This is a genomic window from Amaricoccus sp., assembly GCF_017995835.1.
In the GTDB taxonomy this organism is placed as follows: domain Bacteria; phylum Pseudomonadota; class Alphaproteobacteria; order Rhodobacterales; family Rhodobacteraceae; genus Amaricoccus.
Map to the genome: position 1 here is coordinate 38,296 of NZ_JAGOID010000011.1, position 13,818 is coordinate 52,113.

General features: G+C 70.9%; 14 protein-coding genes. 10 read left to right on the forward strand and 4 right to left on the reverse strand.

What is annotated here, in order from left to right:
• The first annotated feature begins 85 nt into the window (after positions 1–85).
• From KBA23_RS03495 to KBA23_RS03525, 7 genes are all read left to right on the forward strand, one after another.
• On the forward strand, positions 86–1,093 hold the full coding sequence (locus tag KBA23_RS03495) for a PhoH family protein (protein ID WP_290736946.1): 1,008 nt from the start codon (positions 86–88) through the stop codon (positions 1,091–1,093).
• A complete protein-coding gene (gene ybeY / locus KBA23_RS03500; protein ID WP_290736948.1) occupies positions 1,086–1,565 on the forward strand; it encodes an rRNA maturation RNase YbeY in 480 nt (159 codons plus the stop codon). The genes KBA23_RS03495 and ybeY overlap by 8 nt, the downstream gene beginning before the upstream one ends.
• Before the next feature lie 10 nt (positions 1,566–1,575).
• On the forward strand, positions 1,576–2,514 hold the full coding sequence (locus KBA23_RS03505) for a hemolysin family protein (RefSeq protein WP_366935292.1): 939 nt from the start codon (positions 1,576–1,578) through the stop codon (positions 2,512–2,514).
• Positions 2,515–2,523: 9 nt separating this feature from the next.
• Positions 2,524–4,074: an apolipoprotein N-acyltransferase gene (gene lnt, locus KBA23_RS03510; RefSeq protein ID WP_290736950.1), complete on the forward strand. Its 1,551-nt coding sequence runs from the start codon at positions 2,524–2,526 to the stop codon at positions 4,072–4,074.
• Between the two features lie 142 nt (positions 4,075–4,216).
• Positions 4,217–4,585 carry a helix-turn-helix transcriptional regulator gene (locus KBA23_RS03515; RefSeq protein WP_290736951.1) on the forward strand — a complete coding sequence of 123 codons (369 nt, stop codon included), beginning with the start codon at positions 4,217–4,219 and terminating at the stop codon, positions 4,583–4,585.
• 215 nt (positions 4,586–4,800) lie between these two features.
• Positions 4,801–5,970 (forward strand): methionine adenosyltransferase, encoded by a 1,170-nt coding sequence (gene metK, locus KBA23_RS03520; protein WP_290736952.1) that lies wholly within the window; start codon positions 4,801–4,803, stop codon positions 5,968–5,970.
• Positions 5,967–6,683 carry a tRNA (guanosine(46)-N(7))-methyltransferase TrmB gene (locus KBA23_RS03525; RefSeq protein WP_290736954.1) on the forward strand — a complete coding sequence of 239 codons (717 nt, stop codon included), beginning with the start codon at positions 5,967–5,969 and terminating at the stop codon, positions 6,681–6,683. The genes metK and KBA23_RS03525 overlap by 4 nt, the downstream gene beginning before the upstream one ends.
• Before the next feature lie 3 nt (positions 6,684–6,686).
• On the opposite strand, the gene KBA23_RS03530 is transcribed toward KBA23_RS03525, so the two are convergent.
• The gene (locus KBA23_RS03530; RefSeq protein WP_290736956.1) at positions 6,687–7,301 is read right to left on the reverse strand and encodes a septation protein A; all 615 of its coding nucleotides are present in this window, start codon (positions 7,299–7,301) and stop codon (positions 6,687–6,689) included.
• A gap of 130 nt (positions 7,302–7,431) precedes the next feature.
• Between KBA23_RS03530 and KBA23_RS03535 the strand changes: the two genes are divergently transcribed.
• Complete coding sequence (locus KBA23_RS03535) at positions 7,432–8,064, forward strand: MT-A70 family methyltransferase (RefSeq protein WP_290736958.1); 633 nt, start codon at positions 7,432–7,434, stop codon at positions 8,062–8,064.
• Between the two features lie 51 nt (positions 8,065–8,115).
• Here KBA23_RS03535 and aspS read toward each other — a convergent pair whose 3' ends face one another.
• The 3 genes from aspS to KBA23_RS03550 form a co-directional block, all read right to left on the reverse strand.
• Complete coding sequence (aspS, locus tag KBA23_RS03540) at positions 8,116–9,900, reverse strand: aspartate--tRNA ligase (protein ID WP_290736960.1); 1,785 nt, start codon at positions 9,898–9,900, stop codon at positions 8,116–8,118.
• 269 nt (positions 9,901–10,169) lie between these two features.
• A complete protein-coding gene (locus KBA23_RS03545; RefSeq protein WP_290736962.1) occupies positions 10,170–10,586 on the reverse strand; it encodes a globin domain-containing protein in 417 nt (138 codons plus the stop codon).
• 78 nt (positions 10,587–10,664) lie between these two features.
• Positions 10,665–11,921, reverse strand: coding sequence for an MFS transporter (locus tag KBA23_RS03550; protein WP_290736964.1), 1,257 nt, complete (start codon positions 11,919–11,921; stop codon positions 10,665–10,667).
• A 201-nt stretch (positions 11,922–12,122) separates the two neighbouring features.
• Between KBA23_RS03550 and KBA23_RS03555 the strand changes: the two genes are divergently transcribed.
• Together KBA23_RS03555 and zapE are read left to right on the forward strand one after the other, a co-directional pair.
• The gene (locus KBA23_RS03555; RefSeq protein ID WP_290736966.1) at positions 12,123–12,854 is read left to right on the forward strand and encodes an alanyl-tRNA editing protein; all 732 of its coding nucleotides are present in this window, start codon (positions 12,123–12,125) and stop codon (positions 12,852–12,854) included.
• Positions 12,851–13,818: cell division protein ZapE (zapE, locus tag KBA23_RS03560; RefSeq protein ID WP_290736968.1), on the forward strand; the 968-nt coding region annotated here is incomplete at its 3' end. The genes KBA23_RS03555 and zapE, both read left to right, overlap by 4 nt.

A 13,818-nucleotide genomic window follows, 5' to 3' on the forward strand; every position in this document is an offset into this window, starting at 1 on the left:
GTCGACGCGCCGAGCCGGCTTGCGCCGGGTCAGCGGCTGGGGCACTCTTGGACCGGTAGAGTTTCTCTCACGGCCCGGAGGCCCCTTGGCGACCAGCGCGCGCTCCCCTGCCCCGAACGCCGGCGACAGTGTCCTCGATTTCCCCGACAACCGCCTCCTGATCGACCTCTGCGGCGAGCTTGACCGCAATCTCGTCCAGGTCGAGGTTCGTCTGGGCGTCGCCATCCACCGCCGCGGCAACATGCTCACGCTCCATGGCGGCGACGCCGAGCGCGAACAGGCCGAGCAGGTCCTGCGGGCGCTCTACGCCCGGCTGGAGCAGGGCCGCCCCGTCACGCCGGGCGACATCGACGCGGCCGTGCGGATGCCGGCGGGACCGGCGCCCGCGACCGCCCGGGTCGGCCAGCTCGACATGTTCGGCGCGGAGCCTCTCGAGATCCGCACGCGGAAAAAGTTGGTCGAGCCGCGCACCGCCGCCCAGACGGGCTACGTGCGCAGCCTCTTCCGCAACGAACTCGTCTTCGGCCTCGGACCGGCCGGCACCGGCAAGACCTACCTCGCCGTCGCCGCCGCCGTTTCGATGTTCATCGAGGGCCAGGTCGAGCGGATCATCCTCTCCCGCCCGGCGGTCGAGGCGGGCGAGCGGCTCGGCTTCCTCCCCGGCGACATGAAGGAGAAGGTCGATCCCTACATGCAGCCGCTCTACGACGCGCTGAACGACTTCTTCCCGGCGCGCCAGGTGCAGAAGATGATCGAGGAGCGCCAGATCGAGATCGCGCCCCTCGCCTTCATGCGCGGCCGCACGCTGTCGAACGCCTTCGTCGTGCTCGACGAGGCCCAGAACGCCACGACGATGCAGATGAAGATGTTCCTCACCCGCCTCGGCGAGGGCTCGCGCATGGCGGTGACCGGCGACACGACCCAGATCGACCTGCCCCGCGGCGTCGCCTCCGGCCTCGTCGAGGCCGAGCGCATCCTGAAGGGCGTGGAGGGCGTCGGCTTCACCCGCTTCACCGCGGCGGATGTGGTGCGCCACTCGCTCGTCGCGCGAATAATCACCGCCTACGAGGCGGCCGCGAAAGCGGATGACTGAGGCCGGCGGCCCCGTCGACACGCTGATCGAGGACGCGCGCTGGGAGGCGCTCGGCCTGCCGGCGCTCGCCGACCGTGCCGCCGCCGCCGCACTGGAGGCCGCAGGCCTCGATCCCGGCGGCTGCGAGATCGGCCTCCTCGCCGCCGACGACGCCCGCATCGCCGCCCTTAACGCCGAGTGGCGCGGCAAGCAGGACGCCACCAACGTGCTGTCCTGGCCGTCCGCCGACGGTCCGGCGCTTCCCGGCGAGGCGCGCTTCCTCGGCGACCTCGCGCTTGCCTTCGAGACCTGCGCCGCCGAGGCCGAGGCCGCGGGGGTTCCTGCGGCCGACCACGTGACGCACCTCGTCGTCCACGGCGTGCTCCACCTTGTCGGCCACGACCACGAGGACGACGGCGAAGCCGAGGCCATGGAGGCGCTGGAGCGGAAAGTGCTTGCCAGCCTCGGGGTGGCGGACCCATATAGCCGCTAGGAGGCGCCCCTTGCGCGTCGCAACGGACCATGCCCCGATGGGCGATCACGATAGCGGAGCCGCGGCGTCGACCGCAGGCCCCGACGAGGCGGAACCAGACAGTTCCGCCCGACCATCCTTCCTTGCGCGGCTTTTCCGGCGCGAGGGCCCGGAATCTCAATCCGACGACGGCGACGACACGGAGCGGGCCGCCGCCCACCCCGGGGCGAGCGAGATCATCGGCAATGTCCGCCGCATCCGCCGGATGCGCGTCGAGGATGTCAGCGTTCCGCGCACGGAAATCATCGCGGTTCCCGACGACGCGACCCTGAGGGACCTTGTCGCCACCTTCAAGTCGAGCACGATGACCCGGCTGCCGGTCTATTCCGGCACGCTCGACCGGCCTAAGGGCCTCGTCCACCTGAAGGATCTCGCGTTGCGCTTCGGCTTCGACGAAGGCGAAAGCGAGTTCGACCTCGAGGGGTTGCTCCGGCCGCTCCTCTATGTGCCGCCCTCGATGCCGATCGGGGTCCTGTTGCAGAAGATGCAGTCCGACCGCATCCACATGGCGCTCATCATCGACGAATACGGCGGCGTCGACGGACTGGTGACGATCGAGGACATCCTCGAGCAGATCGTCGGCGAGATCGGCGACGAGCACGACGAGGACGAGGTCGCGCTCTCGACGCAGGAGAGCGACGGGGTCTATGTCGCCCCCGCGCGCATGGAACTCGACGACTTCGCCAAGGAGACCGGCGTGCGCCTCGCCGCCCCGGACGTCGCGGAGGAGGTCGACACCCTCGGGGGGCTAGTGTCGCGCCTCGCGGGGCGCGTTCCGGCGCGAGGCGAGATCGTGGTCCATCCCGACGGACACGAATTCGAGGTGCTCGACGCCGACGCGCGCCGGATCAAGCGGCTGCGGCTGCGGCTGCGGCGCTCCGCCCCGGGCGCGTCCGAAGCCGCCGAGTAGGCTCCCCCCTTGGACCGGGCGCGCGCGCGCGTCGCCGCGCTGTCACCCGTGCGCGCCGCGTTCCTTGCAGCCCTCTGCGGCGTCGCGCTCGCGGCGACACAACCGCCCGTCTCGTTTCCCTGGACGATCTTCCTCGCGCTGCCGCCGCTTCTGTGGCTATGCGAGGCCGCGGCGCGGCCGCGGGCCGCATTCCTGCGCGGCTGGGCCGCCGGCGCGGGCTATTTCGGCGCCGGCCTCTTCTGGATCGTCGAGCCCTTTCTGGTGGAGCCGGAACGGTACGGGGCCCTCGCCCCCTTCGCGCTCCTCGGCATGGCGGGCGGGCTCGCGCTGTTCTGGGGCGCGGCCTTCGCCGTGGCGCGCCGCATCGGTCGGCAGGGTCTCGCCGGCGCCCTGGTCCTCGCTTGCCTGTGGACCTTCGCGGAATGGTTGCGCGGGCACGTGCTGACCGGATTCCCCTGGGCGCTTCCCGGCTATGCGTGGATCGAGACGCCGGTGATGCAGGTCGCCTCCGTCGTCGGTCCCTACGGCCTGACCCTGCTCACGCTGACGGCCGGGCTCCTCCCCGGCGCGGCGCCCGGGCGCCGGGGCCTCGCCGCCGGCGCGACCGCCGCGCTGGCGCTGGCGGCGGCGGGATGGAGCTACGGCGCCTGGCGGCTTGCCCTGCCCGAGCCGGAACGCGCGCCGCCGCTGGTGGCGCGGCTGGTGCAGCCGAACATCCCGCAACGGCTGAAGTGGCGGCCCGAGCTTCAGCAGGAGTTCTTCGAGCGCCACCTCGCCGCCACGCGCGACACCGCCGAGCCCGCGCCCGACGTGACGATCTGGCCCGAGACCGCCGCGCCGTTCCTCCTCGGCGAGGCGCCCTGGCTCCAGGCCGAGATCGCGGCGGCCGCGGGCGGGCGGCCGGTGATCCTCGGGATCAACCGCGCGCAGCCGGCCGCGGACGGCGAACTCTGGTTCAACTCCCTCGCGGTCCTCGGCGAGGACGGCGGGGCGCTGGCCGTCTACGACAAGACCCGGCTGGTTCCCTTCGGCGAGTACATCCCGCTCGGCGGGCTGATCGGCCGCCTCGGCGGTCCGGAGATCGCCACGCTGACCGTCCGCGGGTTCTCGCCGGGACCGGGGCCGCATCTGGTGACGGCGGCCGGGCTGCCGCCGTTCCTGCCGCTCGTCTGCTACGAGGCCATCTTCCCGGCGGCGCTGCGAGCGCCGGAGGGCCGGCCCGAATGGGTCGTCCAGGTGACCAACGACGCATGGTTCGGGGCGCTGGCCGGTCCCTACCAGCACTTCGCCCAGGCACGAGCGCGGGCGATCGAGCAGGGCCTGCCGATCGCTCGGGCCGCGAACACCGGCGTGTCCGCGATGATCGATTCCCGCGGTCGGGTCGTCGCCATGCTGCCGCTCGGGGTCGAAGGATACATCGACGCCCCGCTTCCCGCCGCATGGCCCGAAACGATGTACGCTCGATGGGGAGATGTTCCGGTCCTCTTGGCGCTCGTGGCAGTTTTCGGATTAACTGCTTCAAATCTTATGAGTCGCGTTTCTCGCTCTCCGCGCCGATAACCGGAACAGGGAGTGGTGGGACACCCGAAGTCGCCAGGAGGCGTGCGCCGAGGTCCATGGGGACGCGGCATTTCGCCGGACGGCGCCGGGGGTTCTCGTTTTAGGGGTGGCAAACTTGACCTTGTCCGCGAGGGATATTGACGTGCACGTGGGCCAGCGGCTGCGTGACCGGCGCGAGGCGCTCGGCATCAGCCAGGGGCGGCTCGGCCGGCATCTCGGCCTGACCTTCAGCCAGGTGCAGAAATACGAGAAGGGCTCGAACCGCATCGGCGCGGGCCGGCTCTACCAGATCGCCGAGCATCTCGGCGTTCCGCCCGGCTACTTCTTCGAGGGCCTTGCCGCCGACGACCAGGCCAACCGCGGGAACGGAACCGCGTCGGCGGCCGGGCCGGACGAGGTGCGCCAGCTCACCACGGCCTTCGGCGCCATCGGCGAATCGAGCACGCGGGCCTCGGTCCTCGCGCTCGTCCGTTCGCTCGCCGACGAGGACCGCGACCGCGCCCGGCGCTGACCATCCCCGCCGGCCGGGCCGCCCTGACCGCCCGGCCGGCGCGTCCTCCGCGCCGCCGCCAACGCCGGTCCCTGCGGCGGCCGGCATCGCCCCGTTTCCCCGACGGGCCACATCGCCCTCGCAAGACGGCTTCCTCCGTTGACCCTCCTCCGGTCCGGAAGTAGGCAGGGCCGCGCCCCGAAGGGCGACGAACAGGCGGGAAGGGCTTCGAGCATATGGAGATTCGCGAGGACTACACGTTCGCTTCGGAATCGGTGTCCGAAGGGCACCCGGACAAGGTCTGCGACCGCATCTCCGACGCCGTGCTCGACGCCTTCCTGGAGGCGGACCCCGAGGCGCGCGTCGCCTGCGAGACCTTCGCCACCACCGACCGCGTGGTCGTCGGCGGCGAGGTGCGCGGCCCCGGCTCCGTGCTCGCCCGCGTCGAAGACATCGTCCGCGACTGCGTGCGCGACATCGGCTACGAGCAGAAGGGCTTCCACTGGGCCACGTTGCAGGTCGAGAACTACATCCACGGCCAGTCCGAGCACATCGCCCAGGGCGTCGACGGCGGGGACGGCAAGGAAGAAGGCGCCGGCGACCAGGGCATCATGTTCGGCTATGCCGTCGCCGAGACCCCGGAACTGATGCCCGCGCCGATCCACTACGCCCACGCGATCCTCCGACGCCTGGCCGAGGCGCGCAAGTCCGGCGCGGAGCCCCGCCTCGGACCGGACGCCAAGAGCCAGCTCTCGCTGCGCTACGAGAAGGGCAAGCCGGTCGAGGTCTCCTCGCTGGTGCTCTCCACCCAGCATCTCGACGCCGACATGACCTCGGCCGACGTCCGCGCCATGGTCGAGCCCTACATCGCCGAGGTCCTGCCCGAGGGCTGGCTGACCCGCGACACCGTCTGGCACGTCAACCCGACGGGCCGCTTCGTCATCGGCGGCCCGGACGGCGACGCCGGCCTCACCGGGCGCAAGATCATCGTCGACACCTACGGCGGCGCGGCCCCGCACGGCGGCGGCGCCTTCTCGGGCAAGGATCCGACCAAGGTCGACCGCTCGGCCGCCTACGCCGCGCGCTACCTCGCCAAGAACGTGGTCGCGGCGGGGCTCGCGCATCGCTGCGCGATCCAGCTCAGCTACGCGATCGGCGTGGCGCGGCCGCTCTCGATCTACGCCGACACCTACGGCGCCGGCACGGTCCCCGCCGCCGCGATCGAGAAGGCGCTCGGCCAGGTGATGGACCTGACCCCGCGGGGCATCCGCACCCGGCTCGGGCTCAACCGGCCGATCTACCAGCGCACCTCGGCCTACGGCCATTTCGGCCGCACGCCCGATGCCGACGGCGGCTTCTCCTGGGAGCGAACCGACCTCGTCGAGGCGCTCCGCGCGGCGGTGTGACCGAGGCCCCGCCCGTCGCCGGCGAGCGACCGCAGCCGGCGCGCAAGTTCTACGGCCGGCGCCACGGCAAGGCGCTGCGCCCGGCCCAGGCCCGGCTCGTCGAGGATCTGCTGCCGCGGCTCGCCATCCCGGGCGCGGCGCGGCAGGGCGACCCGGCGCGCGCGCCGGTCGATCCGGCGGCGCTCTTCGGCGACGACCGGCCCGTCTGGCTCGAGATCGGCTTCGGGGCGGGCGAACACCTCGCCCACCAGGCCGCGCTCCATCCCGGGACCGGCTTTCTCGGCGCCGAGCCGTTCGTCAACGGCGTGGCGGCCTTCCTCGGCAAGGTCGAGGCGCGGGGACTGGCGAACATCCGCATCCACCCCGGCGACGCCCGCGATCTCGTCGAACTGCTGCCGCCGGCGTCGCTCTCGCGGGTCTTCCTGCTCTACCCCGATCCCTGGCCCAAGACCCGCCACCGCGACCGTCGCTTCATGAGCCCGGAGAACCTCGCTTTGCTCGTCCGGGCCATGGCGCCGGGGGCCGAGCTGCGCCTCGCCACCGACATCCCGGACTACGTGGCCCACGCCCTCGCCGCCGTGGCGGCGAGCGGCTTCCGGCGCGAGGAGCGCGACCCGGCCACGCCCTGGCCCGACTGGACGCGCACCCGGTACGAGGCCAAGGCGCTGCGCGAGGGCCGCACGCCGGCCTATCTCAGCTTCCGCAGGGCCTGACCGTCAGGGATCCGAACGCCTGGCGTCGACGATCGCGTAGCGCGTGAACAACGGCACCTGCGCCATCACGAAGGCGAAGTTCGCCAGCGGCAGCACGAAGGTGCGAAAGTTCACCCAGACATCCGTGCCCCAGCCGCGCCAGACCACCTCGTTCAGCACCGCAAGGACCGCGTAGAAGACGATGAACCGGCGCGTGAACTTCATCCAGCCCTCGTCGCGCATGGGCAGGATCTCGTCCATCAGGTACTTCAGGTAGCTCTGTCCGCGCAGCAGCCCGAAACCGAGGATCCCCGCGAACAGCGCATAGAGGATCGTCGGCTTCATCTTCACGAAGGTGTCGTCGCGCAGGATCAGCGTCAGACCGCCGAAGATCGTCACCACGACGGCGGTGATCACCGCCATCTTCGGCAGCTTTCGCGTAAGCGCATAGCTGATCGCGAGCGCGGCGAGGATCGTCGGCACGAACACCTTGGTCGAGAACAGGATCTGCTCGAGCTGCCGCTCCGTATCGGGCAGTCCCTCGGGCACCGGCGCCCAGCGATAGGCGAGGAAGAACACCGCGATCGGGCCGATCTCGAGGACGAGCTTCAGGATCGGGTTGATATGGCGTGCGGTCATGGGCGCCCTCATATCCGTAGGTGGGCGGAAGTTCCATGCCCAACCGCGCGGAAACCGGACCGGATCGAGCCCGGGGATGAGGCCGCGACGTGTCTTGAGCCGGCAACCGGTTTGTCGCAACATGTTGCGCATGACCAACTCGGCAGCCCAAGACCTTTCACGACTCGCCGGCTCACAGTTCGGCACGCTGCTGGCGGATCCGCCCTGGCGGTTCGTCAACCGCACGGGCAAGGTCGCCCCGGAGCACAGGCGGCTCAGCCGCTACGGCACCATGTCGACCGACGAGATCGCAGGGCTGCCCGTGCCCGCCCTGATGGCGGAGCGGTCGCACTGCTACCTCTGGGTTCCGAATGCGCTCCTGCCCGAGGGACTGGCGGTGCTCGCCGGCTGGGGCTTCAGTTACAAGTCGAACATCGTCTGGCACAAGGTCCGCAAGGACGGCGGCTCCGACGGGCGCGGCGTCGGCTTCTACTTCCGCAACGTCACCGAACTGCTGCTTTTCGGCACGCGCGGACGGGACGTCCGCACGCTGCCCCCCGGGCGCCGTCAGGTCAATCTGCTCGCCACCCGCAAGCGCGAGCATTCCCGCAAGCCCGACGAGCAGTATGACGTCATCGAGGCCTGCTCGTGGGGACCCTGTCTCGAACTCTTCGGCCGGGGACTGCGCAAGGGCTGGACGGTCTGGGGCAACCAGGCCGACGACGACTACAGGCCCGACTGGGACACCTACGCCTACAACTCCGGCTCGGTCGCCGCCGGGTAGCCGTCGCCGGCCCCGCCAACCGTGCCGAGCGGCAGGCCGATCGGCGCCCGCTCACGCCTTCGGCGCGAGCCTCAGCCCGAGGTCGCGGAGCTGCTCGTTGGTCGGGGCCGAGGGCGCGCCCATCATCAGGTCCTCGGCGCGCTGGTTCATCGGGAACATGATGACCTCGCGGATGTTCTCCGCCCCGGCCAGCAGCATGACGATGCGGTCGACGCCCGGCGCGATGCCCGCGTGCGGCGGCGCGCCGGTGCGGAAGGCCGAGATCATCCCGCCGAAATGGCCGTCGACGAAGGCGCGGTCATGGCCGACGACCTCGAATGCCTTGTACATCAGCTCGGGCCTGTGGTTGCGCACCGCGCCGGAGGACAGCTCCACGCCGTTGCAGACGATGTCGTACTGATAGCCGAGGATGTCGAGCGGGTCTTTCGTCTCCAGCGCCTCCATGCCGCCCTGGGGCATCGAGAACGGGTTGTGGCTGAAGTCGAGGTTCCCGGTCTCCGGGTCTTTCTCGTACATCGGGAAGTCGACGATCCACGCGAAATCGAAGCGGTCCTCGACGGTCAGCCCCAGCTCCTTGCCGATCACGTTGCGGGCCTTGCCGGCGACGGCCTCGAACTTCGCCGGCAGACCGCCGAGGAAGAAGACCGCGTCCCCCTCGCCAACGCCCATCTGCGAGCGGATCGCCTCTGTGCGTTCCGGTCCGAGAGCCTTGGCGACCGGGCCGGCGGCTTCCATGCCGCCGGCGTCGAGGGCGCGCCAGAAGATGTAGCCCATCCCCGGCAGGCCCTCGGACTGGGCATAGGCGTTCATCCGGTCACAGAACTTGCGGCTGCCGCCCCCCGGCGCCGGGATGGCGCGGACCTGCGTGCCGGGCTGTTCCAGCAGACCGGCGAAGACCTTGAAGTCCGAGCCGCGGAAATGCTCGCTCACCACCTGCATCTTCAGGGGGTTGCGCAGGTCCGGCTTGTCCGAGCCGTACCACAGCATCGCGTCGCGATAGGCGATGCGCGGGAACTCCGGCGTCACCGGCCGCCCGCCGCCAAAGGTCTCGAAGACGCCGCGCATCACCGGCTCGATCACCTGGAAGACGTCCTCCTGGGTGGCGAAGCTCATCTCCATGTCGAGCTGATAGAACTCGCCGGGCGAGCGGTCGGCGCGCGGATCCTCGTCGCGGAAGCACGGCGCGATCTGGAAGTAGCGGTCAAAGCCCGCGACCATGATCAACTGCTTGAACTGCTGCGGCGCCTGGGGGAGCGCGTAGAACTTGCCCGGATGCAGGCGCGAGGGCACGAGAAAGTCGCGCGCGCCCTCGGGCGAGGAGGCGGTGAGGATCGGCGTCTGGAACTCGGTGAAGCCCTGCTCGTGCATCGCCTCGCGCAGGTGGCGGATCACCTTCGAGCGCAGCATGATCGTGTGGTGCAGGCTGTCGCGGCGGAGGTCGAGGAAGCGGTGCCTGAGCCGGGTCTCCTCGGGATACTCGGCCTCGCCGAAGATCTGGAGCGGCAGTTCTCCCTCGACGGCCGACAGCACCTCGACGTCGCGGATGAAGACCTCGATCTCGCCGGTCGGGATCTTCGGGTTGACGAGGGCGGCGTCGCGGGCCTTCACCTCGCCGTCGATGCGGACGACCCATTCGGCGCGGAGCTTCTCGACCTCGGCGAAGGCGGGGCTGTCGCCGTCGCACAGAACCTGGGTCACGCCGTAGTGGTCGCGCAGGTCGACGAACAGCACGCCGCCATGGTCACGCACCCGGTGAACCCAGCCCGAAAGCCGCACGACGTCCCCGACGTTCGCAAGGCGCAGGTCGGCGCAGGTATGGGTGCGATAGGCGTGCATGATCGGCCCTCGTAGGCTCGGGAAAGGCCGGCCGGACATATCGGCCGCCCGCCCGCTAGGCAATAGCCGGCGGTCGGAAGCAGCCGGCGCGAATGCCGGAAGGGTCGGCGGGGCCTCGTTCCCAAGGTGGAGCCGCTGTCTCGCGCCTGCATTAACGATTCAATTCTGACTCTTTTGCTTGGCATATGCGTTGTGCATACGTCGTGCATGGAGCGTGCATCGAAGGATCCGCCGTAAACCCTTGACGCCGAAGTCTTCGGACGGAACCGTCAGGCCATCGCGCCGTGGGCGATCATCGCCTCGGAAAGGGTGGCGTAGGCGGCGCGCCAAGCCGATTGCACCTCGGGGGTGAAGTCGGGCCCGAGCGTCTCGCCGAGCGTGACGAGGAGCGCGTGGCCCATCGGCGCGAAGTGCTCGGGCGCCACGCCGAGGCGGGCATGGGCGCGGGCAAGGCCCGCCGTCGCGCCGGCGAGCGCGTCGGCATCGCCCACCACCTCGGCGATCATCGCCATGGTCGACATGAACTTCATCCCCTGGTCGTCCATGTCGCCGCGGAAAAGCGCACGCATCTCCGGCGCCAGGGAGAAGAGGTTGTCGTAGAAGCGCGAGGCCGCGGGCTCGAAGTGCTCGCGCAGCAGCGGCAGGCTCTCCCTGACCCGCCGCACGTCGTCCGGAGCAATCGCCATGGCCCCCTCCCCGATTCGCGACCAGCAAAGCACGAGGCGGGCGGCGGGAACCTTGATCCCGCGCAAACTGCCGGCGCGTCAGGCCGCAACGGGCAGGAGCGGACGCTCGCGGATCGGCAGGTGGACGATGGCGGAAAACAGGCCGACGCCGACGCCGACCCACCAGACGAGGTTGTAGTTGCCATAGACGTCGTAGAGCGCGCCGCCGAGCCAGATGCCGACGAACCCGCCGATCTGGTGGCTGAGGAACACGATCCCGTAGAGCGTGCCCATGTAGCGCAGCCCGTAGATCTCGGCGATGAGCCCCGACGTGAGCGGCACGGTGGCGAGCCAGAGCGCGCCCATCAGGAGCGAGAACAGGAGGACGGTTCCCGGCGTCATCGGCGCGAGGATGAACGCCGCCGACACGACCGTCCGGGCGAGGTAGATCTGCGCGAGCAGGTACTTCTTGCGGAAATGCGCCCCCAGCGCGCCGGCGGCGAGCGTGCCGCAGATGTTGGCGAGGCCGATCACCGAGATGGCGATGGCGCCGAGCGCGGAGGTCGTCGTGATCCCCATCCCGGCGAGCATCGAACCCGGCGCGATCGGTCCGCAGACCTCGGTGACGAAGGCGGGGAAATGCGCGGTGATGAAGCCGAGCTGATAGCCGCAGGAGAAGAAGCCCACGAAGATCAGCGTGAACGACGGATCGCGGAAGGCGCGCGCGAGCGCCCGTCCCATCGGCTCGTCGGGCGCGGCCGCCACGCGCGCGGCGGCAGGGGCGGCGCGCAGGAACGGGAGCGCGGCGAGGCTCGCGAGCACCGCCGCCGCAAAGACGAGAAAGACGCCCGACCAGCTCATGACCGAAAGCAGCGCCTCCGCGATCGGCGGGCCGATCACCTGGCCCGCGGAGCCGGCGGCGGTGGCGATGCCGAGGGTGAGCGAGCGATGCTGGGGCGAAGCCGCCCGGCCGACGATGGCGAGGATGACGCCGAACCCGGTGCCGGCGATGCCGAAGCCGATCAGGATGTTGTAGAACTGGTGCCCCTCGGGCGTCACCGCGAAGGCGGAGAGCGTCAGGCCCAGCGCGTAGAACAGCGCGCCGAGGACGATTGCCTTGCGATCGCCAAAGCGCTCCGCCATGGCGCTGAAGATCGGCTGCCCGATGCCCCAGGCGAGATTCTGCACGGCGATGGCGAAGGAGAACTCCGCCCGCGGCCAGCCGAACTGCGACGCGATCGGTATCTGAAAGACCCCGAAGCTGGCGCGTACGCCGAAGCCGACCATCAGGATCACCGAGGCGGCGATCAGGATCGGCGTGAAGAGCTTCGCGCGGGTGGTGGGGACGGCGGGCATGGGGGACTCGCAAGGACACAGGCCCGCCAATCTGACCGCGACCTGCGGGCGCGTCAAAGGAGATTGCGTTGCGCCCCCCATCACCGAGCGTGATGGACCCAGGCCCTCTCGCCGCGCCCTCATCCCGGCGCATCGAGCGCCCTGCGAGCCGCTTGGCCTTCGCCGCGGCGGCTGCTAGGCAACGCTGCGGAGGGGCTGCCGATGACCGAATACCTGTTCCGCGACGACGCCTACCTGACCGACGCCGAAGCCAGGGTGACGGCTGTCGGACCCGGGGGCGTCGAACTCGACAGGACCATCTTCTACGCGGCCTCGGGCGGCCAGCCCGGCGACACGGGCGTGCTGGTTCTCGCCGACGGCCGCGAGGCGGGCGTCGTGGATACGGTCCACCCCGGCGGCGACCGGACCCGCGTGCTGCACGTTCTGGCCGAGGGAGCGCCCGTGCCCGCCGTGGGCGAGGCGGTGGCGCTGCGCCTCGACGCGGCGCGCCGGCGCCGGCTGATGCGGGTCCATACCGCGCTCCACCTGCTTTCGGTGGTCCTGCCCTTTCCGGTGACGGGCGGCGCGATCGGCGAGGAGAAGGGGCGGCTCGACTTCGACATGGCGACACCGCCGGAGGACCTCGCGGCGGTCGAGGCGGCGCTCGCCGATCTCGTCGCACGCGATCTCCCGGTGACGGCGGAGTGGATCACCGACGACGAACTGGCGGCGCGGCCGGATCTCGTCAAGACGATGAAGGTGAAGCCGCCGACGGGCCAGGGCCGGGTGCGGCTGGTGCGGATCGGGACCGGCGACGCGACGGTCGACCTGCAACCCTGCGGCGGCACCCATGTGGCGCGCACCGGCGAGATCGGCCGGCTGGCGATCGGCAAGGTCGAGAAGAAGGGGCGCGAGAACCGCCGCGTCCACCTCCTGCTGGCGGATCCGGCGTGAGCGACGGGCCCATGGCGGTCTATCGCGCCCGGATCGCCTCGGGCGCGATCGCGGCCGATCCGGCGCAGCGGCTGGCGATGGAGAAGCTGCAACTCCTCTGGATGCGCCTCGCCGACTACAACCCGGCGCGGCCGAAGCGCGTCGGTCTCGGTCGCTTCGGCTGGGGCCGCGACCGGCTGGAGCAGAAGCCGGTGCCCGGCCTTTACCTCTGCGGCGGCGTCGGGCGCGGCAAGTCCATGCTGATGGACCTGTTCTTCGAGGCGACCGCGATCAGCCCGAAGCGCCGCGTCCACTTCCACGCCTTCATGCAGGAGGTCCACGCCGGGATCCACGCCGCCCGGGTGCGCGGCCTCGCCGACCCCGTCAAGCCGGTGGCCGACGTCATCGCCGACGGGGCGACGCTGCTCGCCTTCGACGAGATGACGATCACCGACATCACCGACGCGATGCTGGTGGGCCGCCTGTTCCAGCGCCTCTTCGAGCGCGGCGTCGTCGTCGTGACGACCTCGAACCGGGCGCCGGACGAGCTCTACAAGGACGGGCTGAACCGCCACCTCTTCCTGCCCTTCATCGCCATGCTGAAGGAGCGCCTCGAGGTCCACGAGCTCGATTCGGCCCGCGACCACCGCATGGGCCGCGTCGAGGGCGAAAGGGCCTGGCACGCACCGCTCGGCCCGGAGGCCGACGCGGCGATGGACCGCGCCTGGGACCGGCTCGCCGGGGGGCCGGGCGAGCCGCTCGACCTCGAGGTCGCCGGGCGCACGCTGATCCTGCCCGCCTTTCGCGACGGCGTGGCGCGGGCGAGCTTCGCCGAGCTCTGCGGCCGGCCGCTCGGGCCGGGCGACTACCTCGCCATCGCCCGCACGGTCGACGCGCTTCTCCTCGACCGGGTGCCGGCCCTGTCGCGGGCGCGCGCCGACGAGGCCAAGCGCTTCGTGACCCTGATCGACGCGCTCTATGAGGC

Bases quoted from the DNA above. Each gene is read 5' to 3' on its own strand.
- ybeY (WP_290736948.1), top strand. From the start codon at position 1,086: ATGACTGAGGCCGGCGGCCCCGTCGACACGCTGATCGAGGACGCGCGC.
- metK (WP_290736952.1), top strand. From the start codon at position 4,801: ATGGAGATTCGCGAGGACTACACGTTCGCTTCGGAATCGGTGTCCGAA.
- KBA23_RS03530 (WP_290736956.1), bottom strand. From the start codon at position 7,301: ATGACCGCACGCCATATCAACCCGATCCTGAAGCTCGTCCTCGAGATC.
- KBA23_RS03535 (WP_290736958.1), top strand. From the start codon at position 7,432: ATGACCAACTCGGCAGCCCAAGACCTTTCACGACTCGCCGGCTCACAG.
- aspS (WP_290736960.1), bottom strand. From the start codon at position 9,900: ATGCACGCCTATCGCACCCATACCTGCGCCGACCTGCGCCTTGCGAAC.
- KBA23_RS03545 (WP_290736962.1), bottom strand. From the start codon at position 10,586: ATGGCGATTGCTCCGGACGACGTGCGGCGGGTCAGGGAGAGCCTGCCG.
- KBA23_RS03550 (WP_290736964.1), bottom strand. From the start codon at position 11,921: ATGCCCGCCGTCCCCACCACCCGCGCGAAGCTCTTCACGCCGATCCTG.
- KBA23_RS03555 (WP_290736966.1), top strand. From the start codon at position 12,123: ATGACCGAATACCTGTTCCGCGACGACGCCTACCTGACCGACGCCGAA.